General features: G+C 62.4%; 17 protein-coding genes and 3 tRNA genes. 12 read left to right on the plus strand and 8 right to left on the minus strand.

The genetic code is table 11. The features are described from left to right. Nucleotides 1-133 precede the first annotated feature (133 nt). From NQL71_RS03425 to NQL71_RS03435, 3 genes are all read left to right on the plus strand, one after another. Nucleotides 134-209, plus strand: a tRNA-Val gene (locus NQL71_RS03425). A gap of 53 nt (nucleotides 210-262) precedes the next feature. Beyond that, nucleotides 263-339 (plus strand) — tRNA-Asp (locus NQL71_RS03430). A gap of 92 nt (nucleotides 340-431) precedes the next feature. After that, nucleotides 432-508 (plus strand) — tRNA-Asp (locus NQL71_RS03435). A gap of 218 nt (nucleotides 509-726) precedes the next feature. On the opposite strand, the gene aldA is transcribed toward NQL71_RS03435, so the two are convergent. Genes aldA through NQL71_RS03455 form a run of 4 tightly spaced genes read right to left on the minus strand, consistent with a single transcriptional unit; the run spans nucleotide 727 to nucleotide 5,507 of the window. Then, nucleotides 727-2,160, minus strand: a complete 1,434-nt coding sequence (gene aldA / locus NQL71_RS03440; RefSeq protein ID WP_046817924.1) for an aldehyde dehydrogenase — start codon at nucleotides 2,158-2,160, stop codon at nucleotides 727-729. A 19-nt stretch (nucleotides 2,161-2,179) separates the two neighbouring features. Beyond that, nucleotides 2,180-2,980 (minus strand): aldolase/citrate lyase family protein, encoded by an 801-nt coding sequence (locus NQL71_RS03445; RefSeq protein WP_274642277.1) that lies wholly within the window; start codon nucleotides 2,978-2,980, stop codon nucleotides 2,180-2,182. Between the two features lie 14 nt (nucleotides 2,981-2,994). Further along, nucleotides 2,995-4,179, minus strand: coding sequence for an L-rhamnonate dehydratase (rhmD, locus tag NQL71_RS03450; RefSeq protein WP_274642278.1), 1,185 nt, complete (start codon nucleotides 4,177-4,179; stop codon nucleotides 2,995-2,997). A gap of 32 nt (nucleotides 4,180-4,211) precedes the next feature. Continuing rightward, nucleotides 4,212-5,507, minus strand: a complete 1,296-nt coding sequence (locus NQL71_RS03455) for an MFS transporter (RefSeq protein WP_046817927.1) — start codon at nucleotides 5,505-5,507, stop codon at nucleotides 4,212-4,214. Nucleotides 5,508-5,631: 124 nt separating this feature from the next. Here NQL71_RS03455 and NQL71_RS03460 point away from each other — a divergent pair, with 124 nt between their 5' ends. From NQL71_RS03460 to NQL71_RS03485, 6 genes are all read left to right on the plus strand, one after another. Continuing rightward, entirely contained in the window at nucleotides 5,632-6,573 is a 942-nt protein-coding gene (locus tag NQL71_RS03460; RefSeq protein ID WP_046817928.1) for a LysR family transcriptional regulator, read from the plus strand. Between the two features lie 175 nt (nucleotides 6,574-6,748). Continuing rightward, nucleotides 6,749-9,580 carry a xanthine dehydrogenase family protein molybdopterin-binding subunit gene (locus NQL71_RS03465; RefSeq protein WP_248686402.1) on the plus strand — a complete coding sequence of 944 codons (2,832 nt, stop codon included), beginning with the start codon at nucleotides 6,749-6,751 and terminating at the stop codon, nucleotides 9,578-9,580. After that, the gene (locus NQL71_RS03470; RefSeq protein ID WP_046817930.1) at nucleotides 9,573-10,112 is read left to right on the plus strand and encodes a (2Fe-2S)-binding protein; all 540 of its coding nucleotides are present in this window, start codon (nucleotides 9,573-9,575) and stop codon (nucleotides 10,110-10,112) included. The genes NQL71_RS03465 and NQL71_RS03470 overlap by 8 nt, the downstream gene beginning before the upstream one ends. A 2-nt stretch (nucleotides 10,113-10,114) precedes the next feature. Further along, nucleotides 10,115-11,347 carry a c-type cytochrome gene (locus NQL71_RS03475; protein WP_046817931.1) on the plus strand — a complete coding sequence of 411 codons (1,233 nt, stop codon included), beginning with the start codon at nucleotides 10,115-10,117 and terminating at the stop codon, nucleotides 11,345-11,347. A 1-nt stretch (nucleotide 11,348) separates the two neighbouring features. Next, nucleotides 11,349-12,320: an XdhC family protein gene (locus NQL71_RS03480; protein ID WP_046817932.1), complete on the plus strand. Its 972-nt coding sequence runs from the start codon at nucleotides 11,349-11,351 to the stop codon at nucleotides 12,318-12,320. Nucleotides 12,321-12,592: 272 nt separating this feature from the next. Beyond that, a complete protein-coding gene (locus NQL71_RS03485) occupies nucleotides 12,593-12,901 on the plus strand; it encodes a hypothetical protein (RefSeq protein WP_020795467.1) in 309 nt (102 codons plus the stop codon). Nucleotides 12,902-12,919: 18 nt separating this feature from the next. Here NQL71_RS03485 and greB read toward each other — a convergent pair whose 3' ends face one another. Genes greB through NQL71_RS03500 form a run of 3 tightly spaced genes read right to left on the minus strand, consistent with a single transcriptional unit; the run spans nucleotide 12,920 to nucleotide 16,641 of the window. Further along, nucleotides 12,920-13,417, minus strand: a complete 498-nt coding sequence (gene greB / locus NQL71_RS03490; RefSeq protein WP_046817934.1) for a transcription elongation factor GreB — start codon at nucleotides 13,415-13,417, stop codon at nucleotides 12,920-12,922. Between the two features lie 36 nt (nucleotides 13,418-13,453). Further along, the gene (locus NQL71_RS03495; protein WP_166620724.1) at nucleotides 13,454-15,958 is read right to left on the minus strand and encodes an ABC transporter permease; all 2,505 of its coding nucleotides are present in this window, start codon (nucleotides 15,956-15,958) and stop codon (nucleotides 13,454-13,456) included. Continuing rightward, entirely contained in the window at nucleotides 15,958-16,641 is a 684-nt protein-coding gene (locus NQL71_RS03500; RefSeq protein WP_046817936.1) for an ABC transporter ATP-binding protein, read from the minus strand. Before NQL71_RS03500 ends, NQL71_RS03495 begins: the two co-directional genes overlap by 1 nt. Before the next feature lie 10 nt (nucleotides 16,642-16,651). Between NQL71_RS03500 and NQL71_RS03505 the strand changes: the two genes are divergently transcribed. Together NQL71_RS03505 and NQL71_RS03510 are read left to right on the plus strand one after the other, a co-directional pair. After that, nucleotides 16,652-17,257: an arylesterase gene (locus tag NQL71_RS03505; RefSeq protein WP_046817937.1), complete on the plus strand. Its 606-nt coding sequence runs from the start codon at nucleotides 16,652-16,654 to the stop codon at nucleotides 17,255-17,257. Between the two features lie 56 nt (nucleotides 17,258-17,313). Beyond that, the gene (locus NQL71_RS03510; protein WP_008055299.1) at nucleotides 17,314-17,607 is read left to right on the plus strand and encodes a hypothetical protein; all 294 of its coding nucleotides are present in this window, start codon (nucleotides 17,314-17,316) and stop codon (nucleotides 17,605-17,607) included. Nucleotides 17,608-18,117: 510 nt separating this feature from the next. On the opposite strand, the gene NQL71_RS03515 is transcribed toward NQL71_RS03510, so the two are convergent. After that, the gene (locus NQL71_RS03515) at nucleotides 18,118-18,393 is read right to left on the minus strand and encodes a hypothetical protein (RefSeq protein ID WP_274642346.1); all 276 of its coding nucleotides are present in this window, start codon (nucleotides 18,391-18,393) and stop codon (nucleotides 18,118-18,120) included. A gap of 217 nt (nucleotides 18,394-18,610) precedes the next feature. On the opposite strand from NQL71_RS03515, the gene NQL71_RS03520 reads away from it, so the two are divergent. Further along, nucleotides 18,611-19,582 carry a L,D-transpeptidase family protein gene (locus NQL71_RS03520; RefSeq protein ID WP_046817938.1) on the plus strand — a complete coding sequence of 324 codons (972 nt, stop codon included), beginning with the start codon at nucleotides 18,611-18,613 and terminating at the stop codon, nucleotides 19,580-19,582. The last annotated feature ends 71 nt before the right edge of the window (nucleotides 19,583-19,653 follow it).

Raw genomic sequence — 19,653 nt, forward strand, 5'->3', positions numbered from 1 at the left:
CTCGCGAAAGCAGTTTGGCTGTCGCTGATGCTGTTGCGATTGACTCGATTTTGTCTTTTTCAGAAAAACTTCAATCCTGCTATTGACTTAGGTTCGCTACCTGCGTAAATTTCGCGGCCTCGGAGATGCAAACGGGTGATTAGCTCAGCTGGGAGAGCGTCTGCCTTACAAGCAGAATGTCGGCGGTTCGATCCCGTCATCACCCACCACTCCCGAGATACTTGCGAAAGCAAGAGGTAGGCTGAAATGCCTCCACCGACGCGCAGCGGTAGTTCAGTCGGTTAGAATACCGGCCTGTCACGCCGGGGGTCGCGGGTTCGAGTCCCGTCCGCTGCGCCATATTTTCCGAGTCAGATTCATCTGGTTCGAGATTGAAAAGCTACTGAGTTTTCAATCAGACGAGTTACCTGGACGCAAGTCCACAGCGATACGCAGCGGTAGTTCAGTCGGTTAGAATACCGGCCTGTCACGCCGGGGGTCGCGGGTTCGAGTCCCGTCCGCTGCGCCATATCTGCCCCGAGGCCCACTGAACGCCTTGGAGCTACGAGGAAAGCCACTGGCTACTTCGAGTCGATAGCAAAGACCCTGGTCGAAAGACCGGGGTTTTTTGTATCTGGAATTTGGCTTTTTTCTCCTCGACGACGCTTGCCGTCAACTCTTCCTACGCATCCGCTGCATGAAGCACTGAGTGCCGCCGCGACGGCGGCATCAGCAATACCGCAACACTCAGCCCTGCAGATACACCGCATGGGTATGGGTGTACTCATACAACCCATGCTTGCCATCCGCCCCGCCAATTCCCGATTTACGCACCCCGGCATGGAACCCCTGCATCGCTTCGAAGTTCTCGCGGTTGACGTAGGTTTCGCCAAAATCCAGCTCGCGCATGGCGTGTAGGGTCTTGCTGAGGTCGCGGGTATAGATCGACGAGGTCAGTCCATAGTCGCAGTCGTTGGCCAGGGCGATGGCTTCATCCAGGTCATCGATGATCTGGATCGGCAGCACGGGACCGAAGATCTCCTCGCGCATGATCTCCATGTCGGCGCGGCAGCCGGCCAGGACGGTGGGCTGAAAATGGAAGCCGTTCGGCAGGTCGGCAATTTGCCCGCCGCTGATCAGGCTTGCGCCCTGGCTCAATGCCGTGCGGACCTTTTGATTGACGCTGTCCAGGCCTTGGCGATTGATCAGCGGGCCCATCTCCACATCCGGTTGGGCGATAGGATCGCCGTAGCGCGTAGCCGTCATCGCGGCCGCGATACGCTCGATGAATTGATCCGCCACCTTGCGTTCGACATACACCCGCTCGGCGCAGTTACACACCTGGCCGCTATTGATGATCCGCGAATCGCGAATGGCCTTCACCGCCAGGTCCAGGTCGGCATCCGCCAGCACGATGGCCGGCGCCTTGCCACCGAGTTCCAGATTGAGTTTGGTGATGTTCGGCGCGGCGGCGGCCATGATCCGTGAGCCCGTGGCGACGCTGCCGGTGAAGCTGATCATGTCCACGCCCTTGTGCGCACTCAACGCCGCACCGACGCGGCCGTCACCGCAGACCACGTTGAACACGCCGGGCGGCAGGTCGGTTTCCGCGACCAGTCGGGCGAACTCGAAGCAGTTGTTCGGCGTTTCTTCGCTGGGCTTGATGACGATGGTGTTGCCGGTCAGCAATGCCGGGGCCATTTTGCGGGCGATCAGGAAGAACGGGAAATTCCACGGCAGGATCCCGGCCACCACGCCCAGCGGTTTGCGGAACAGGAAGATGTTTTCGTCCTGGCGGTCGCTGGTGATGATTTCACCTTCGATGCGCCGCGCCCACTCGGCCATGTAGTCGAGGTAGTCGGCGGTGAAATTGACTTCGACCGCGGCCAGGCTGCTGACCTTGCCTTGTTCCAGAGTGATGGTGCGCGCCAGGTGCGCAACGTTTTCGCGGAGTTTGGCAGCGATCCTGCGCAGGTAGCCGGCGCGATCATTCGCCGGTTTGCGCGCCCAATCCTTTTGTGCGGTGCGCGCGACGGCGAGGGCCCGATCAACGTCTTCGGCATTCGATGCCGGCACCTTCGACAGCAGGGCGCCGGTGGCCGGGTTGATCACGTCGAGATGGTCAGCGCTGGCCACGAACTGGCCGTTGATGAAGTTTTCGTAAACAGGCACGGATGACATGGAACGACTCCTGGACTGATCAGTAGGTGCGCGACGGCGCTTGTTCGGTGGCCGGTGTACGGTAGCGGGCGAGGGTGGCCATGGCGCTCTGGCGCAACAGGCTGATATCGATCGCCACTGCGATGAACTGACAGCCCCAGCCCTGATAACGCCGCGCGTCTTCTTCATTCGGTGCGAGGATGCCGCAGGCCTTACCGGCCGCCAGCGTTGCATTGACTGCGTATTGAATTTGTTCCTGAACTTGCGGGTGACCGGGGTTGCCGGCATGGCCCAGGCCGATGGACAGATCCGCAGGCCCGATAAACACCGCATCGACGCCTTCGACGGCGGCGATCGCTGCGACGTTTTCGACGCCGAGCCGCGATTCCACCTGCACGATCAGGCACAGCTGTTCATGGGCGGTGTCCAGATAATCCGCCACCCCGTCCCAGCGTGTGGCGCGGGTCAGGCCGCCACCGACGCCACGGATGCCGTGGGGTGGGTAACGCATGGCGCGCACCAGGGCCTGGGCCTGTTCGGCGGTTTCGACCATGGGGATCATCAGTGTCTGCGCGCCGATGTCCAGCAGCTGCTTGATCAGATTGGCGTCGCCATTCACGGCGCGCACGATGGGTGCGGTGGGGTAGGGCGCCACGGCCTGCAATTGCGCGAGTACGCCAGGTACGGTGTTTGGCGCGTGTTCACCGTCGATCAGCATCCAGTCATAACCGGTGGTGGCGACGATCTCGGCGGCGTAGCCGGTGGTGAACCCGGCCCATATGCCGTATTGCGGCGCGGGTTTTTTCAGGGCGGCCTTGAAAACGTTGTGCGGCATGTTCATCACGAACTCCTGGCTCAGCGGCTATAGGGCCGATGCAGTTGGCATTCCGGGTTGAGGGTCACGCCGAATCCCGGCTGGTCGAGGGCCGACAAGCGCATGCGGCCGTTGACCGGTACCGGTTCGCCGAGCAATTGCGGGTGGAACATCGGCACCACTTCGTCGGCCTTCGGCGCCATCATCAGGAATTCGGCGAACGGGCTGTTATGCCGGGTGGCCACGAAGTGATAGCTGTACACCGACGAGCCGTGGGGAATGACCAGGGCGTTGTGGGCGTCGGCCAGGGCCGAGATCTTCACCAGTTCGGTGAGGCCGCCGCACCAGCCGACATCCGGCTGGATGATGTCGCAACAACCCATCTCCAGCAGCATGCGGAAGCCCCAGCGGGTGGCTTCGTGTTCGCCGGTGGTCACCAGCATGCCTTTGGGCACGTTGTTGCGAAGCGCCGCGTAGCCCCAGTAATCGTCCGGTGGCAGGGCTTCTTCGATCCACTTCAAGCCATGTTCGTGGGCGCCGACCGCCAGTTTGGTAGCGTAGTTGAGGTCCAGGCTCATCCAGCAATCGAGCATCAGCCAGAAATCCGGGCCGACACGCTCGCGCATGGTCGCCAGTTCTTCGAGGTTCTTGCGCAGGCCTTCCTCGCCCTCAGCCGGGCCATGGTGCAACGGCATCTTGCCGCCGATGAAACCCATTTTCTGTGCCAGGTCCGGGCGGGCGCCGGTGGCGTAGAACTGCAATTCATCACGCACGGCACCGCCGAGCAACTGGTGCACCGGTTCCTGGCGGATCTTGCCGAGCAAGTCCCACAGCGCCAGGTCGACCCCGGAAATCGTGTTGATCACGATGCCTTTGCGCCCGTAATACAGGGTCGATTGATACATCTGGTCCCAGATCTTTTCGATGTCGGTGACTTTCGCGCCTTCGAGGAACCGTGCCAGGTGTTTCTCGGCGATGTAGGCCGCCGGCTCGCCGCCCGTGGTCACGGCGAAGCCGATAGTGCCGTCACTGGCTTCGATCTCCACCACCAGCGTGCCCAGCACGTTGATGCCGAAGGTGCGGCGGCTCTGGCGGTACTCCGGGTATTTGCTCATCGGCGTGGCAATGTGATCGTCGATCCAGTGGCCGTCCGCCTGGTCGTGATAATCCGCGCCGCCGCCTCGCAGGGTAAAGGCGCGGACGTGCTTGATGGTTGGAATGCCCATGGTGTGATTCCTTTTTTTAACGGCGGTCAGGTTTAAACGGTAGCCGGTTTGTTCGAAGCTTTATGCCCGGGAGCGCGGACGCCCAGGATCAGCAACGCGGCGATGACAGTGGTGGCGGACAGCAGGTACAGGCCGGCTGCCGGAGAATGGAAGGCGCCTTCGGCCCAGTTCTTCAGTACCGGGGCGATAAAGCCGCCGAGGGCGCCGAACGAATTGATCAGGGCAATACCGGCTGCCGCGGCGCTGCCGGCCAGGTAGCTGGAAGGGAAGGTCCAGAACACCGGTTGCACGGCGATGAAGCCGGATGCGGCGAAGCACAGGGCGACGATGCCCAGGAACGGACTGCTAAAGGTCACCGAGCAGGCAATACCGGCGGCGGCCATCAGCAGGGTCAGGCTGGCGGTGCGGCGGCGTTCGCCGGTGCGGTCGCTGTAGCCGGGAATCAGATAAGCGGCCACCAGCGCGCAAATCCATGGGATCGCCGTGACCAGTCCGACCATCAGCCCGACCTTGGTGCCCAGCAAACCGCCGACCTGGGTGGGCAGGTAGAACACCACGCCGTAGACGCTGGCCTGGATCAACAGGTAGATCAGGCACAGGTACAGCACCGAGGGCTGGCAGATCACGTTGAGCAGGCTGCGACCGTGGTTCTGTTTGTGGCTGTCTTCCTGGTCGAGCAGGCTTTGCACTTGCTGGCGCTCTTCGACGGTCAGCCACTTGGCATCGGCCGGGCGGTTGTCCAGGTAGAAGTAAGCCCAGATGCCTACCGCCGTGGCCATCAGGCCTTCAACGGCGAACAGCCACTGCCAGCCGTGGAAGCCGACAAAACCATCCAGCTCCAGCAGCAGGCCGGACAACGGGCTGCCGAAGATGAACGCCAGCGGCGCGCCGAAGTAGAAGAAACCCATCGCCTTGCCGCGCACGGCGCTGGGGAACCAGTAGGTGAGGTAAAGGATCACGCCGGGGAAAAATCCGGCTTCGGCCACGCCCAGCAGAAAGCGCAGGATGTAGAAGCTGGTTTCGGTGTGGGCGAACACCATGGCCGCAGAGACCAGGCCCCAGGTGACCATGATCCGGCACATCCACAGACGCGCGCCGACGCGGTGCAGGATCAGGTTGCTCGGCACTTCGAGCAGCGCGTAGCCGACGAAGAACACCCCGGCGCCGAAGGCGAAGGCGGCATCGCTGATATTGGTGTCGGCCTGGAAGGCTTGCTTGGCGAACCCGACGTTGGCGCGGTCGAGGAAGGCCATGATGTACATCAGCAGGAGAAACGGGAGCAGCCGCCAGGAAATCTTGGCGAGCAGGGGCGCGGGTAGAGTCTTCATCGCGGTTTTCCTTTGGTAGGGCATTTGTTCTTATGGGGAAGACTGTACGGCCGCTGATCGATGCGTTACAAATCGAATCTAGCTAACAACTGATACCTTCAGGGTATCGATAACAAGGCCCGCCATGACCACGCCCATTATCTCCCGCAGCCTGCTCAACCGCCTGCGCTACAAGCATCTGCACATGCTGGTGACGCTCAATTCGAGCCAGAACCTGCACCGCGCTTCGCAAAGCCTGAACATGTCGCAACCGGCCGCCACCCGCATGCTCCATGAAATCGAAGACATGTTTGGCTGCGACCTGTTCGAGCGTTTACCCCGGGGCATGCGACCGACGGCGCTGGGTCAGGAGCTGATTCGCTTTGCCGAGTCGGCCATCAGTGGCCTCGACCGCTGTGCCGAGGACCTGATAGCGCGGCAACAGGGCGGTTACGGTTATCTCTCGATCGGCACCATCATGGGCGCGGCGCCGGACCTGGTGATGGATTCTATTGCCGAGATCAAGGCGCTCAACCCGCAGCTGCGGATTCGCATCATGGGCGACACCAGTGACCAGGTGATCCAGTTGCTGGAGCAGGGCCGCATCGACCTGGCCATCGCCCGACGCAATGCCGCCACCGACAGCGAGCACTACGAATTCGAACAACTGGGCAACGAGCGCCTGCTGGTTGTGGTGCACGCCGGCCACCCGCTGGCCCGGCGCGAGACACTGGAGATGGCCGAACTGGTCAATGGCTGGCCGTGGATCCTGCAGCCGGAAACCAGCCCAGCGCGCATTGGCCTGGATCAGGCCTTGCAGCGCCTGGCCTTGCCGCTGCCGGCGGACATCATCGAATGCAGCTCGGTGTATTCGATGCAGCAATTGATTCAACTGACCGATGCGATCATGGTCCTGTCGGAAACCGCATTGCGTGACTACCTTAAAATGGGTTTGGTAGTGGCGTTGCCGGTTGAGCTGGATGTGCAATTGGCACCTTTCGGATTGTTGTTGCGCAAGGGCGAACACATCAGTCGGGAGTTGGGCCTGTTCATCAATCTGCTGCGTCGAAAAGCCGCGGTTTTTTGATTTTCTGGTCAGTTTTTTGTTTTCCGCGAGCGCATAAACCTTTAAAGTTAACCTTTCGGTCAGCTTTGCACTGTCATCACAGCCCTTTGCTTCGTCAAAGAGGGCTTCTGCAAGACTCGAGATTTCCAGTACATAACCAGAAGGGCGGACCCCATGACCGCCCATAGGATGATCCATGTCCAACCGTGAAATATCCCGGCGCTCGTTCCTCCAGGGCGGGCTGGTGGCGGGTGTGAGCGTGACGCTTACACCGCTTAGCAGCCAGGCGCTGGCAGCCTTGATGGAAAACAGTGTGACCGTGCCGTCCGAGCAGTGGCTCGGCAACAACGGCAAGGCGCGCGCCCGTAACGATGCCTTGTCCAAGGTCTGCGGCAGCAAGGTCTTTGCCCGCGACATCCGTGCCAAGGACATGCCGGGGTGGCCGCAGCAGCAAGGTCACGCCATGCTACTGAAAACCATCAAGGCCGACCGCATCTACGCAGGCTATGACCTGTCGTGGCTCGGCGCCCAATTGCAGCCTGACCGCATCGTCACCGCCGCCGACCTGGAGAAAGACGGCATCGTCTTCCCGGAAGAGCACGCGCCGGATCCGCTGTTGCCAGAGGGCAAGGTACCGATGTTCATCGGTCATCCGGTGGCAATCCTGATCTGGAACGACTTCGAGCGTTTCCGCCAGGCCAAGGCCCAGCTCAAGTTCAATGACAAGGCGATTCGTTACGGTGCCCAAGTGCCGTACTACGAAGGCGATCCCTACGGCAGCTTCCGCTATGTGCGCGTGGGCGGGCCGACCTCGGCGGACGAAGACGAATTCGCCAGCCTCAAGGACTCGATCCTGTTTCCGATGCTGAAAAACCGTCGCCCGGTGTGGAATTCCCAGCCGAACCTGCACGGCAACCTGACCGAGCGTGGCCTGTTCTATGCCGACCGCATGAAGCAGCAAATCGATACGCCGCCGGACAACTGGCTGGTGTTCGACGAGCGCTACAAGACCCCGTCGATCGAGCCGGCAGCGATGGAGCCGGACAACGGCAACGGCTGGTACGACCCGGCGACCAAGACCCTACACTTTGTCGTGGCGACACAGTGCCCGCTGGAAACCGCGACCGAGACTGCGAAGATGATCGCGCCGTCGCGTTTCGGCTTGGCCAACTTGAACATGCACCCGGGTTACACCGTCGGTTACGGCTCGAAAGACCACAACATTTTCGTCTACTACGCAGCCTTGGCGGCGTTGTATGGCGCCGGTGTGCCGGTGCGCCTGGCCAACGATCGCTACGAGCAGTTCCAGAGCGGCATCAAGCGTCACCCGTTCGATATCCGTTACCAACTGGCCGTGGACAAGACCGATCACAGCTTCAAGATCTTCCGCGCCGAGATGAGCGTCGACGGTGGCGGCCGGGTCAACTACAGCCCGTCCGTGGCGGCAGTAGGCGCCACGGCGGCGCAGTCGATCTACTACATGCCGCAGAACGACCTGCAGGTCACCGCCTACCATTCACGCGCGGTGGAAGCCGGGTCGATGCGTGGCTACGGCACCCTGCAGAGCATGGCGTCGACCGAGATGATGGTCGACGAAATCGCCGATCGCCTGGGCGTCGATGCCATCGAATTGCGCCGCAAGAACGCCCTGCGTTCGGGCATGAAAAACACCCAGGGCGCGGTGCCGGCCGGTGCCTTGCGCCTGCACGAAATTCTCGACAAAGCCGCGGTTCACGAAGTCTGGAAAAACCGCAACGCGATCAAGCAACAGCGCGAGGCTGCCGACCCTGATAACTGGTACGGCGTCGGTTTCGCCATTTGCCAGAAAGACTTCGGCACCGGTTCCGAAGCGCCGATGGCCAGCATCGAATACACCGTTGACGGTCGCATCACCCTGCGCCACATCGGTATCGAAATCGGTACCGGCATGTCCACCTCCCAGGCGATGGTGGTGGCCGATTTCCTCGGCAGCCCGGCGCACGAAGTGAAGACCGGCGAAACCGAATGGAATGAGCTGCAACTGATCAGCGGTGGCAACCCGTACATCATGAGCCAGGCCGAGCAGGATAACTTCCTGCGCAACCCGCGCTGGGTCGGCAAGGTCGCGTCGGCCTCGTCGGCGACCAACTCCGCCTACTACTTCAGCCACGCCACCCGTGAAGCGGCGCGCGTGCTGTTCAACCACGGCCTGTGGCCGGCGGCGCTGGAGATCTGGCGACAAGGCCCGTACGGCGGCCAGGCCAACCCATACGTGGTGCGCCGTGAAGACGCTCATTGGGTCGACGGCAAACTTACCGCCAACGGCATGGAACCGCTGCCCTTCGAAGTGTTGGCCAAACGTGCCCACGAGCGCGGCCTGGTCACCGGTGCCACGGTGCACGGCTTCAACCGCTGGAGCTGGGCCGAGGCCGAGTTCAGCATCGATGGCGTGCGTGAACGCCTGCCGCTCGATGGCCTGGCGGTCAAATACGGCGACGGTGCGCCGAAGGCGAAGAAAGCGCAGATGAGCAGCGCCGGTTTCCATCTGCTGGATCGGCAGAACATCGCCTACCCGGCGACCCAGTTGAACAACGCGGCGGTAACCTACTACAGCCCGGTGGCGACGCTGGTGGAAGTGAAGGTCAATAAGGGTTCCAACGAAGTGTCGGTGCTCAATCACCACTCGTGGGTCGAGTGCGGCCGGGTGCTGGTGCCGGAACTGGTCAAGGGCCAGGTTGAAGGCGGCATCGCCATGGGCATCGGGCATGCCTTGATGGAAGAAATGCCGCTGTACGAAGGCGGGCCGGGGGAGGGCGACTGGAACTTCAACCGTTACCGCCTGCCGATGGCGCGGCACGTGGCGGTGTGGAAACAGACCGCGGAAATCCTCCCGCCGCTGTCGCCAAGCGACCCGTCCAAGGGCATCGCCGAGGTGGTGATGATCCCGGTGGTCGGCGCCATCGGCAACGCCGTGGCCCACGCCATCGGCAAGCGCGTTCGCGACCTGCCTATCACTTCTGCACGCATCAAGGAGGCCCTCAATGGCTAACCGTCCGCTTCAACTGACCCTCAACGGTCAATCCGTCGGCCCGGTGGACATCCCTGATGACCTGCCGATGATCGACTATCTGCACGAATACAAGAACCTCACCGGTTCGCGCCTGGGCTGCGGCCAGGGCATCTGCCATGCCTGCGTGGTGATCGTCGACAACCCCGACGGCACCAGCGAGGAAGTGCGCACCTGCATCACTGGCGCTCACTATTTCGAGGGCAAGAAAGTGCGGACCATCGAAGGTCATGCAAGCCGCGACGAGCAGGGCAAGGTCACCGAGCTGAACCCGATCCAGCAACGCTTCGTCGACGAATTCGCCTTCCAGTGCAGCTATTGCGCACCGGGTTTCGTGAATGCCGCGACGGTGCTGGTGGAAAAGCTGCAGCGTCAGCCGATCGTCAAGAGCCAGCTGGAAAAGGTCATTGAGGACAGCCTCGGTCATCACATCTGCCGTTGCACCGGATACGTGCGCTACTACAGCGCCACGCGCAACGTGCTGACTGATCTCGGCCTGGTCAAGGAGGGTTGAGCATGAAGCATCTACTGACCCGTCTGACGCTGGCGGTGGGCCTGGCCGCGCCTGTGTTGCTGGCGCAGGCGGACGATCAAGTGGTTCGCGGGGCTTACCTGGCCCGCGCCGCCGACTGCATGGCCTGCCACACCGCACCGGGTGGCGCGCCCTATGCCGGCGGCCTGCCGATCGTCTCGCCATTCGGCACGATCTACGGCACCAACATCACCCCGAGCAAAGAGCACGGCATCGGCCTGTACAACGATGACGAATTCTTCGCGGCGCTCACCGAAGGCAAGCGGCGTGACGGCGCCAACCTGTATCCGGCGATGCCGTACACCTCGTATCACCTGATGCCGCGTGAGGATTCCGACGCGATTCACGCCTACCTGAAAACCGTCGCGCCGATCGAACGTGCCGCGCCGGTCACCAGCCTCAGCTTTCCGTTCAACGTGCGCCTGGGCCTGATGGGCTGGAACATGATGTACGGCAAGGACGTGAAGCTGGAATCGGCTGAAGGCAAGAGCGAAGCCTGGAAGCGTGGCCAGTACATGGTCGACGTGCTCGGCCACTGCGGCGAATGCCACACCCCGCGCGGTTTGCCTGGCGCGATGCAGCAGGACAAGCGCATGACCGGTGGCATTCTCAACGGCTATCTGGCCCCGAGCCTGCTGGCCACTGACCTGGCAGCGCGCGGCTGGAATCAGCAGGACCTGAGTTCGTTCCTCAAGCACGGCATGAGTGCCCAGGGCACCATGTTCAACGAGATGTTCCCGGTGTTCCATAACAGCACCCAAGGCCTCAACGACCCTGATCTGGCGGCAATGGCAACCTTCCTGCTCGGTGATCAGCCACCGGCGGCGAAAGTATTGACCGACGTGCCAATGGACCAGCTCAGTGCCAGTGCCCAGCGCGGCCGTCAGGACTACCTGAACGTGTGTGCCGGTTGCCACGCGCCAGGGGGCGAAGGCAAGCCGCACATCGCCGTGGCCATGCGTGGCAACACCACCTTGCGTCTGGAAGACCCGCGCAACCTGGTGCGGGTGATCGACGATGGCATCGGCGAGCAGAAGTTCGCAGGCTTCGAGCACATGCAACCCATGCCGGGTTTCGCGCAGAAACTTGGCGACGAGCAGCTGACCGATCTGCTGAATTACCTGCGCCAGGGCTGGGGCGGTCAACCGGGTGACCTGGCCTTGAGCGATGTGCAGAAGCTGCGTGCCGATGCGCCGCTCGAGCACAAGGCACACTGACATGCAGCATCTGGATCTGCAGGTGGTGCGGCGGGCGCTGGCGTGGTCGACGGGCGGGCGGCGTGTCTGGCTGTGCACCGTGCTTGCCACTTATGGCTCGGCGCCTCGTGCGCCGGGTTCGTTGCTGGCGGTGAATGCAGAAGGGCAGTGGATCGGCTCGCTATCCGGAGGCTGTGTCGAGGAGGACTTCCTCGAGCGCGTCGCCGAAGGTGCTTTTGAGCAAGCGGTCAGCGTCGTGCGCTACGGCGAAGGCGATGACCCGCGCTCGCGAGTCAGCCTGCCCTGCGGCGGCGTGCTTGAGGTGCTGGTGGAGAAGCTGGAGCCCGTCTGTGAGGTGCAGGCGCATCTGCGAGAGCTGGAATCGGCGCTGTTGGGTCGGCGTCGGCTGATCCGAGAGGTCGACCTGGCCAGCGGCGCGCGAAGTCTGCTGGATGATCGCGAGCAAGGTGTGCGCGTCGAGCGCGAGATCGATCGCGTCAGGCTGCGTATCGGCGCAGCGCAGCGCCTGTTGCTGGCCGGGTATTCCAGTGTGGCCCAGGCCTGCGCGGAGTTTGCCGTGGGCCTGGGTTTCGAGGTGATTCTTTGCGACCCGCGGGATGAAGTGCTGGAAGGCGTGGTGCTGGAGGACGTTGAGATTCGTCGTCAACTGCCGTCGGTGTTCATCGCCGACGGCGGCTGCCACAGCGACACGGCGGTGGTGGCGCTGACCCACGACCCGCGCATCGATGACCTGGCGATGATGGAGGCGGTGCGCACCGACGCGTTCTACATCGGCGTGATGGGTTCCCTGCAGACCTCGCAAAAACGCTTCGAGCGGTTGCGGCGCATTGGTGGATTGGGGGAGGCGGAACTGGCGCGGATCCATGCGCCCATCGGGCTGAACCTGGGCAGCAAGACGCCAGCGGAAATCGCCTTGGCAGTGCTCGCCGATATCCTGCGAATTCGCAGCGGGATCGCTCGCGATCGCCTCTGATGCAGGCCCTGTCAGGGGCAAGGCTGGTTTGGAACGAGGCTCGTCGCTGGATTGGACGAGCCTTTTTTGTTGGGCGTCATTCTTGACACTGTCCGGTCAGCTTCTCTAGGATGCTGCCCATGCGCCGATTTAAACAGCTACTTGCGGGGCGCCAGGTGACTCATCCAGTTGCCGACAGAAGCTTGAAACAGGCTTCGAAATACCGCTAAAGCGCTGGTTCGGTGTTGCCTCTCACCTGCCATGCAGACTTTTTGAGGCAGAGACACGACTCGATGAATGCACTAAGCCCCGTTGTACGTCCTGCGCCGATCACGGCACATCTCACCCAGCGCAATCCAAAAATCCTGCTTGGCGGCAAACATCAGCCGACGCTCCTGCGTTACCTCGATGGCTGGCCGCGGCGTACCGGTGGGCCCGCAGCGTTCCTGATCCAGTTCGTCGAAGACGGCGAGTCCCTGGCGCGCTTTGCCGCGGACAGTTTCGATCTGGCGGTGATTCAATCGCCAAGCGTCGAAGACGCCCCTGAAATGATCCGGCAACTGACCCGCGTTGCCCGGCAAGGGCTGATTACCCGTCGCTGAGACCCATGGCGCAACGGCTTATGGATAGTCGACCGCCACGATATACACACACTGCTCACCCGTTGGTGTCTGGACCCGTACTTCGGCGTCCAGTGCCTTGCCAATGAGCGCGCGGGCCAATGGCGAGTCGATGCTGATCAGGCCCTGTTTCAAGTCCAACTCGTCCGGCCCGACAATGCGGTAGCGCGACTCCTTGCCATCCTCGTCCTCGATCGTGACCCAGGCGCCGAAATAAACCTTGTTCGGGTCGCTGGGCTTTTCACTGACGACCTTGAGCGCCTCCAGGCGCTTGGTAAGAAAGCGCACGCGGCTGTCGATCTCGCGGAGCATCTTTTTGCCGTAGGTGTACTCGGCGTTTTCCGAGCGATCGCCCTGGGCTGCCGCTTCGCTGACTGCCTGCGTTACTTGGGGGCGGCGTACGTGCCACAGTTCATGAAACTCGGCGCGCATCCGCGCCTCACCTTCGGGGGTGATCAGCGCGGTGCCGGCAGAACGGGGAGGGCGATAACGGCTCATGGCAACTTTTCTTCGAATCAGGAGCGCTTGAGTCTATCAACCCTCGCGCAGGACTGTCAGGGGGCTGGCGTTCAAGGCGCGCCGGGTGCCGAACACGCCGGCGCCGCCGATCAGCACGGCGCCGATCAATGGCAACACCAGCAGCCACGGATGCGGGTGCCAGGGCAGGTCAAAGGCGTAACGGTAGAGCACCAGGCTGACGACTTCCGAACCCAGCGCCGCCAGCAAGCCGCTGACCGCACCCAGCAAGCCGAATTCGATTCGTCGTGCCTTCACCAGCAATTGCCGCTCGGCCCCCAGTGCCCGCAGCAATGCGCCTTGGCGGATGCGTTCGTCCAGGGTCGCTTGCAGGCCGGAGAACAGTACCGCCATGCCTGCCGCCAACACGAACAGCAATACGTATTCCACCGCCAGGGTGACCTGGGCGAGGATGCTGCGCAGTTGCGCCAGCAACGCCTCGACTTGCAGGATGGTCACCGCCGGAAAACTGCGCGACAGGTCGACGATCTGCTGGTCATGCCCCGCCGCCAGATAGAAGCTGGTCAGGTAGGTGGCCGGCAGATCCTTCAAGGTGCCGGGCTGGAAGATCATGAAGAAGTTCGGTTGGAAGTTGTCCCAGTTGATCTCCCGCAGGCTGGTGACTTTCGCCTCGCGATTGGCCCCGCCCACGGTAAACACCAGATGGTCGCCGAGCTTGAGCTTCAGGCTTTCGGCAACCTTGCCTTCCACCGACACGCCGGGGATTTCATCCGGCGGTTGCTGCGGCCACCAGTTGCCGGCGGTGATCTTGTTGCCCTCGGGCAGGTTGGCCGCCCAGGTCAGGCTCAGGTCACGCTGGATCGCCCGGTCACCCGCCGATTCCTTGGTGACGATCTGCTGCACCGGTTCGCCATTGATGCTGATCAGCCGCCCCGGGACCACCGGATACAGAGGCGCCGATTTCGCCGACAACGAGATCAGGCGATCGGTGAACGCCTGTTTGTCCGCGGGCAGGATGTTCAGGGCAAAATAGTTCGGTGCGTTCTTCGGCAGCTGGTTCTGCCAGGTGTCCAGCAACTCGCCGCGAAGCAGGGCGATCAATGCCATCGACAGCAGGATCAGGCCAAATGCCAGGGCCTGCCCTGCGGCTGCCAGCGGATGGCGCAGCAATTGGCCCAGCCCCAGGCGCCAGGGCAGGGAGGCACGGGCCAGCAGGCGTCGCAGGCTTTTCAACAGCAGCAACAGCAGGCCGCCCAGTACCAGCGCCGCGACCACGCCGCCGCCGAGCAGGGCGAAGGTCAGTACCAGGTCCAGGCTCAGGCGCCACATGATCAGGCCGAGGGCGCCCAATGCGGCGCCGTAGACCATCCAGGTGCTGGAGGGAATCGGCAGCAGGTCCCGGCGCAGCACGCGCAAGGGTGGAACCCGCCCCAGTGCGGCCAGTGGCGGCAGGGCGAACCCGGCCAGGGCCACCAGTCCGGTGCCGATTCCGGCGATGGCCGGGAACAGGCCTCCGGGTGGAACATCGGTCGGTAGCAAGTCATGCAGCAGGGCAAACAGCCCCAATTGCGCCAGCCAGCCGATGACGGCGCCACTGAGGCTGGCAAGCAGGCCGAGCACTGCCAGTTGCAGGCTGAACAGGATCATGGTTTCCCGACGGGACAGGCCAAGGCATCGCAACAGCGCACTGGCATCGAAGCGGCGGGTGGCGAAGCGAGTCGCCGACAACGCCACGGCCACCCCGGCCAGCAATACCGCCACCAGGCTGGCCATGTTCAGGTAACGCTCGGCCTTGCCCAGGGCGCCGCCAATCTGCCGGTTGCCATCGCGGGCATCCTGGATACGCTGGTTGGCCGCCAGGCCGGGCTTGATCAGTTGGCGATAGGTTTCCAGTGCCGAGGCATCGCCGCGCCAGAGTTCGCGGTAGCTGACCCGACTGCCGGGTTGCACCACGCCCGTTTCCTGCAGGTCGCTGAGGTTGATCAACACCCGCGGCGTCAGGCTGTAGAAGTTGCCGGCGCGGTCGGGCTCGTAGGTCAGCACTCGAGCCAGCTTCAGGGTTTTCATGCCGACGTCGATGCTGTCGCCGATCTTCAGGTCCAGCGCCGTCAACAGCCGTGCCTCGACCCAGGCTTCACCGGGTTTCGGCCCGCCACCAGATTCTTCCGGGGCGAAAGGCGCGGGGGTGCTTTTCAGCTCGCCGCGCAGGGGGTAGACGTCGTCGGCCGCCTTGATGCTGGAGAGCTGGATGCCGTTGTCGGTGGCGATGACGCTGGAGAACTCCACCACTTGCGCATGCTGCAGACCCAGCTCGGTGCCGCTCCTGATCTGTTCGGATCGCGCCGGCGAACTGCCTTCGAGCAGCAAATCGGCGCCGAGAAACTCGGTGGCACGCAGCATCATCGCGCCATTGAGGCGGGCGCCGAAGTAACCGATGGCGGTACTCGCCGCCACGGCCACGACCAGGGCGAAGAACAGCACGCGCAGTTCACCGGCGCGGGCATCGCGCAGCAACTGGCGGACGGCGAGACTGAACAGGCGCAACAGCGGCAAACGTGCCATCAAGGCTCCAGGGGGGCGACCAGCAGGCCGGCTTCAAGACGGATCAGGCGCCGGCAGCGGTGTGCCAGGCGTTCATCATGGGTCACCAGCACCAGGGTCGTGCCGCGCTCCTGGTTGAGTTCGAACAGCAGGTCGCTGATGCGCTCGCCAGTGTGGCTGTCGAGGTTGCCGGTGGGCTCGTCGGCGAACAGCACATCGGGTTCGGCAGCAAACGCCCGGGCAATCGCCACGCGCTGCTGTTCACCGCCGGAGAGTTGGCGCGGCGAGTGGGTCAGGCGTTGCCCAAGACCGACCCGCTGCAACAGCTCGGTGGCGCGGGCCCGGGCATCCTGGCGGCCATCGAGCTCCAGCGGCAGCATGACGTTTTCCAGGGCGTTGAGGCTGTCGAGCAGCTGGAACGACTGGAAGACGAAGCCCACGTGTTCGGCACGGATGCGTGCGCGCTGGTCTTCGTCCAGGTTGCTCAGGCCTTGTCCTGCCAGGGTGACTTCACCGCTGCTCGGCAGGTCAAGCCCGGCGAGCAGGCCGAGGAGGGTGGATTTGCCTGAACCGGAGGCGCCGACGATGGCCAGGCTGTCGCCCTTGTTCAGTTCCAGGCTGAGTTCGTGCAGGATAGTCAGTTCACCTTCCGCGCTGGGGACCACTTTGCTGAGGTTCTTCGCGGTGAGTATGCTTGCGCCCATGGAGAATCCGATGCGTGTGTGGTTTTTGAGTGCTGCCCTGGCCTTGATGTGCATGGCCCAGAACGCAGCGGCGGGTACAGTCCTGATCGTTGGCGATAGTATCAGCGCCGGTTTCGGGCTGGATACCCGGTCAGGGTGGGTGTCGCTGCTTGAACAGCGGCTCAAGCACGAAGGTTTCGACGATAAGGTGGTCAACGCGTCCATCAGCGGCGACACCAGTGCCGGAGGCCAGGCACGCCTGCCGGCGCTGCTTGCAGAGCATAAGCCTGACCTGGTGATCCTCGAATTGGGCGGCAATGACGGCCTGCGCGGATTGCTTCCATCACAATTGCAACAAAATCTTGCGTCGATGATTCAGCAGTCGCAGCAGGCGGGGGCCAAGGTGCTGCTGCTGGGCATGCAATTGCCGCCCAATTACGGCGCTCGATATACCAAGGCCTTCACTGAGGTCTACAGCAACCTGGCTGACGAGAAAAAGATCCCGTTGGTGCCATTTTTCCTCGACGGTGTGGGCGGTCATCCGGACTTGATGCAGGCCGATGGCATACACCCGACAGCCGGGGCCCAGGACAAGTTGCTGGAAAATGTCTGGCCTACGCTAAAACCGCTGTTATGACACTTTTCTAGGAGCAGGCTTTCGGCTAAGGTGGCGCCCCCGATTTGGAGCCCCCGATGCCGCGTTCTGCCTGGTCACTTTATGCCTATCAACTGATCGAGCCTGACGAACAGCTGGATCTGTTCGCCTGCCAGGAAGTGCGGGTACACCTGGTGACCCGACAACTGGAGCTGGGTGGCTCGGCGGACCGGACCCTGTGCGGCAGCCTGCTGCCGGCCCAGCCGCGCTGGTCGAACGTCGATCGGCGAGTATTCCAGGACCAGCGGCTGTGCTCGTTGTGCCGGGCCATTCTTGAATCGCAGAAGCGCGGCACGTCGCCGATCTGGCCGGAGCTGCGCTTCGAGCTTTGATCCCTTCCGCGGTAACGGTCGGCTTGGATGTCGGGTGAGAATCCTGTGGGAGCTGGCTTGCTGGCGATGGCGTCCTGATAACCGCCCCATCTCCCACAGATGTACTCCGACCGAACTGTAGGAGCCGGCTTGCCGGCGAAGGCGGCCTTATAGCCGACCCATCTCCCACAGATGTACTCCGATCGAACTGTAGGAGCCGGCTTGCCGGCGAAGGCGGCCTTATAGCCGACCCATCTCCCACAGATGTACTCCGATCGAACTGTAGGAGCCGGCTTGCCGGCGAAGGCGGCCTTATAGCCGACCTAGTATTTGTTGATGGAGTACATATCCATTCCTGCGGTAACGGCCACTTATGGTTTCGCCCTTACGGCGAGTCCCTTTTGTCAAACACCACAAAAGGAACCAAAAAGGCTTGCCCCACCATTCGGTGCCTCGCTGAGGCTCGGCATGCCCTCACTCCGGCATTGCTCCGTGGGCCCGCCGCCATCGGCCATCCATGGCCGAGGGCGGCTATCCCGGCATCCATGCCGGGATGCCCACTGCGCAACGCCTGCGTTCGGCCTCTGGAAATGGGGCAGGTAGATCAAGATCAAAAGCCAGAGCCAAAGCAACGGCAAGATCAAAAGCCAGAGCCAAAGCAACGGCAAGATCAAAAGCCAGAGCCAAAGCAACGGCAAGATCAAAAGCCAGAGCCAAAGCAACGGCAAGATCAAAAGCCAGAGCCAAAGCAACGGCAAGGTCAATAGCTTCGCTGGCAAGCCAGCTCCTACACAGTGAATTGTGCACGAACTCTCGATCAGGTCGGCCCGTAGGCTGCCTCGCTTTGGCTTTTGATTTTCTTGCCCCCTGGCGGCGTTCCGCTCTTCAGAGTGATCCGCTGTAAGAGCGGCCGACAGGAAATGCCTTGCATCGCCTGCACGACCCGCGACCTCCCCGAAATAACGGCCAGCGGTGTACAATCGCGTTCTTATACCCTCTGTCGATCATGCAAAGGATTTTCCGGATGTTGCCGCGCTTTCCTGCCGTCACCCGCTGCCTGACACTTGCCGCTCTCTTCGTAGCGGGTCCCGTCGCAGCATTGGAGCTACCCCTGCCACCGCCTGGTGAAGACATCGTCGGTCAGGTACAGGTGATCAAGGCCAAGTACGAAGATACCTTCGCCGACTTGGGCACGACCTACGATCTGGGCTATTCGGAAATGGTGGCGGCCAACCCTGGCGTCGATCCATGGCTGCCTGGCGCCGGAACTGAAATCGTGTTGCCAACCCGCTTCATCCTGCCGCCTGGCCCGCGTGAAGGCATCGTTATCAACCTGGCCGAATACCGCCTCTACTACTTCCCGAAAGGCCGGAACGTGGTCTACACCTTCCCGCTGGGTATCGGTCGTGAAGGCTGGGGCTCGCCGATTGCCCACACCAGCATCATCGCCAAGACGCCGAACCCGACCTGGACGCCTCCAGCGTCGATCAAGGCCGAGCACGCCGCCGATGGTGATCCGCTGCCCAACGTGGTGCCGGCCGGCCCGGACAACCCTCTGGGGCCGTTCAAATTCACGCTGGGAACTCCGGGCTACCTGATCCACGGCTCGAACAAGAAGTTCGGCATTGGCATGCGCACCAGCCACGGCTGCTTCCGCATGTTCAACAATAACGTACTGGAAATGGCGGGCATGGTGCCGGTCGGCACGTCCGTGCGGATCATCAACGACTCCTACAAGTTCGGCGTGAGCGGTGGCAAGGTTTATCTGGAAGCGCACACGCCTCTGGATGACAAAGGCAACCCTTCGGTGGTCGACAAGCACACCGCCGTGATCAACGCGATGCTCAAGCGTGAAGACATTACCAACAACCTGCGCATGAACTGGGATGTGGTGCGTGATGTAGTCGCGGCCGAAGATGGCCTGCCGGTGGAAATCGGCGTGCCGAACACGACCGCACCGATGGTGTCGAGTGCACCGATCGACCCGCTGCAGTAATGCTTGAAGAAACCCGCCGATGCAGGCTGCATCGGCGGGTTTTTTATTGGCTGCAGGAAACAGCAGGCAAT

The organism is Pseudomonas serbica (genome assembly GCF_028823535.1).
GTDB lineage: Bacteria > Pseudomonadota > Gammaproteobacteria > Pseudomonadales > Pseudomonadaceae > Aquipseudomonas > Aquipseudomonas serbica.

What these genes read in the sequence shown, in the direction of transcription:
- NQL71_RS03510 (WP_008055299.1), top strand. Translation starts at nt 17,314, where the DNA reads ATGCCGCGTTCTGCCTGGTCACTTTATGCCTATCAACTGATCGAGCCT.
- NQL71_RS03455 (WP_046817927.1), bottom strand. Translation starts at nt 5,507, where the DNA reads ATGAAGACTCTACCCGCGCCCCTGCTCGCCAAGATTTCCTGGCGGCTG.
- rhmD (WP_274642278.1), bottom strand. Translation starts at nt 4,179, where the DNA reads ATGGGCATTCCAACCATCAAGCACGTCCGCGCCTTTACCCTGCGAGGC.
- NQL71_RS03465 (WP_248686402.1), top strand. Translation starts at nt 6,749, where the DNA reads ATGTCCAACCGTGAAATATCCCGGCGCTCGTTCCTCCAGGGCGGGCTG.
- NQL71_RS03460 (WP_046817928.1), top strand. Translation starts at nt 5,632, where the DNA reads ATGACCACGCCCATTATCTCCCGCAGCCTGCTCAACCGCCTGCGCTAC.
- NQL71_RS03475 (WP_046817931.1), top strand. Translation starts at nt 10,115, where the DNA reads ATGAAGCATCTACTGACCCGTCTGACGCTGGCGGTGGGCCTGGCCGCG.
- NQL71_RS03520 (WP_046817938.1), top strand. Translation starts at nt 18,611, where the DNA reads ATGTTGCCGCGCTTTCCTGCCGTCACCCGCTGCCTGACACTTGCCGCT.
- NQL71_RS03505 (WP_046817937.1), top strand. Translation starts at nt 16,652, where the DNA reads ATGCGTGTGTGGTTTTTGAGTGCTGCCCTGGCCTTGATGTGCATGGCC.
- NQL71_RS03485 (WP_020795467.1), top strand. Translation starts at nt 12,593, where the DNA reads ATGAATGCACTAAGCCCCGTTGTACGTCCTGCGCCGATCACGGCACAT.
- greB (WP_046817934.1), bottom strand. Translation starts at nt 13,417, where the DNA reads ATGAGCCGTTATCGCCCTCCCCGTTCTGCCGGCACCGCGCTGATCACC.
- aldA (WP_046817924.1), bottom strand. Translation starts at nt 2,160, where the DNA reads ATGTCATCCGTGCCTGTTTACGAAAACTTCATCAACGGCCAGTTCGTG.
- NQL71_RS03500 (WP_046817936.1), bottom strand. Translation starts at nt 16,641, where the DNA reads ATGGGCGCAAGCATACTCACCGCGAAGAACCTCAGCAAAGTGGTCCCC.
- NQL71_RS03480 (WP_046817932.1), top strand. Translation starts at nt 11,349, where the DNA reads ATGCAGCATCTGGATCTGCAGGTGGTGCGGCGGGCGCTGGCGTGGTCG.
- NQL71_RS03495 (WP_166620724.1), bottom strand. Translation starts at nt 15,958, where the DNA reads ATGGCACGTTTGCCGCTGTTGCGCCTGTTCAGTCTCGCCGTCCGCCAG.
- NQL71_RS03445 (WP_274642277.1), bottom strand. Translation starts at nt 2,980, where the DNA reads ATGAACATGCCGCACAACGTTTTCAAGGCCGCCCTGAAAAAACCCGCG.
- NQL71_RS03470 (WP_046817930.1), top strand. Translation starts at nt 9,573, where the DNA reads ATGGCTAACCGTCCGCTTCAACTGACCCTCAACGGTCAATCCGTCGGC.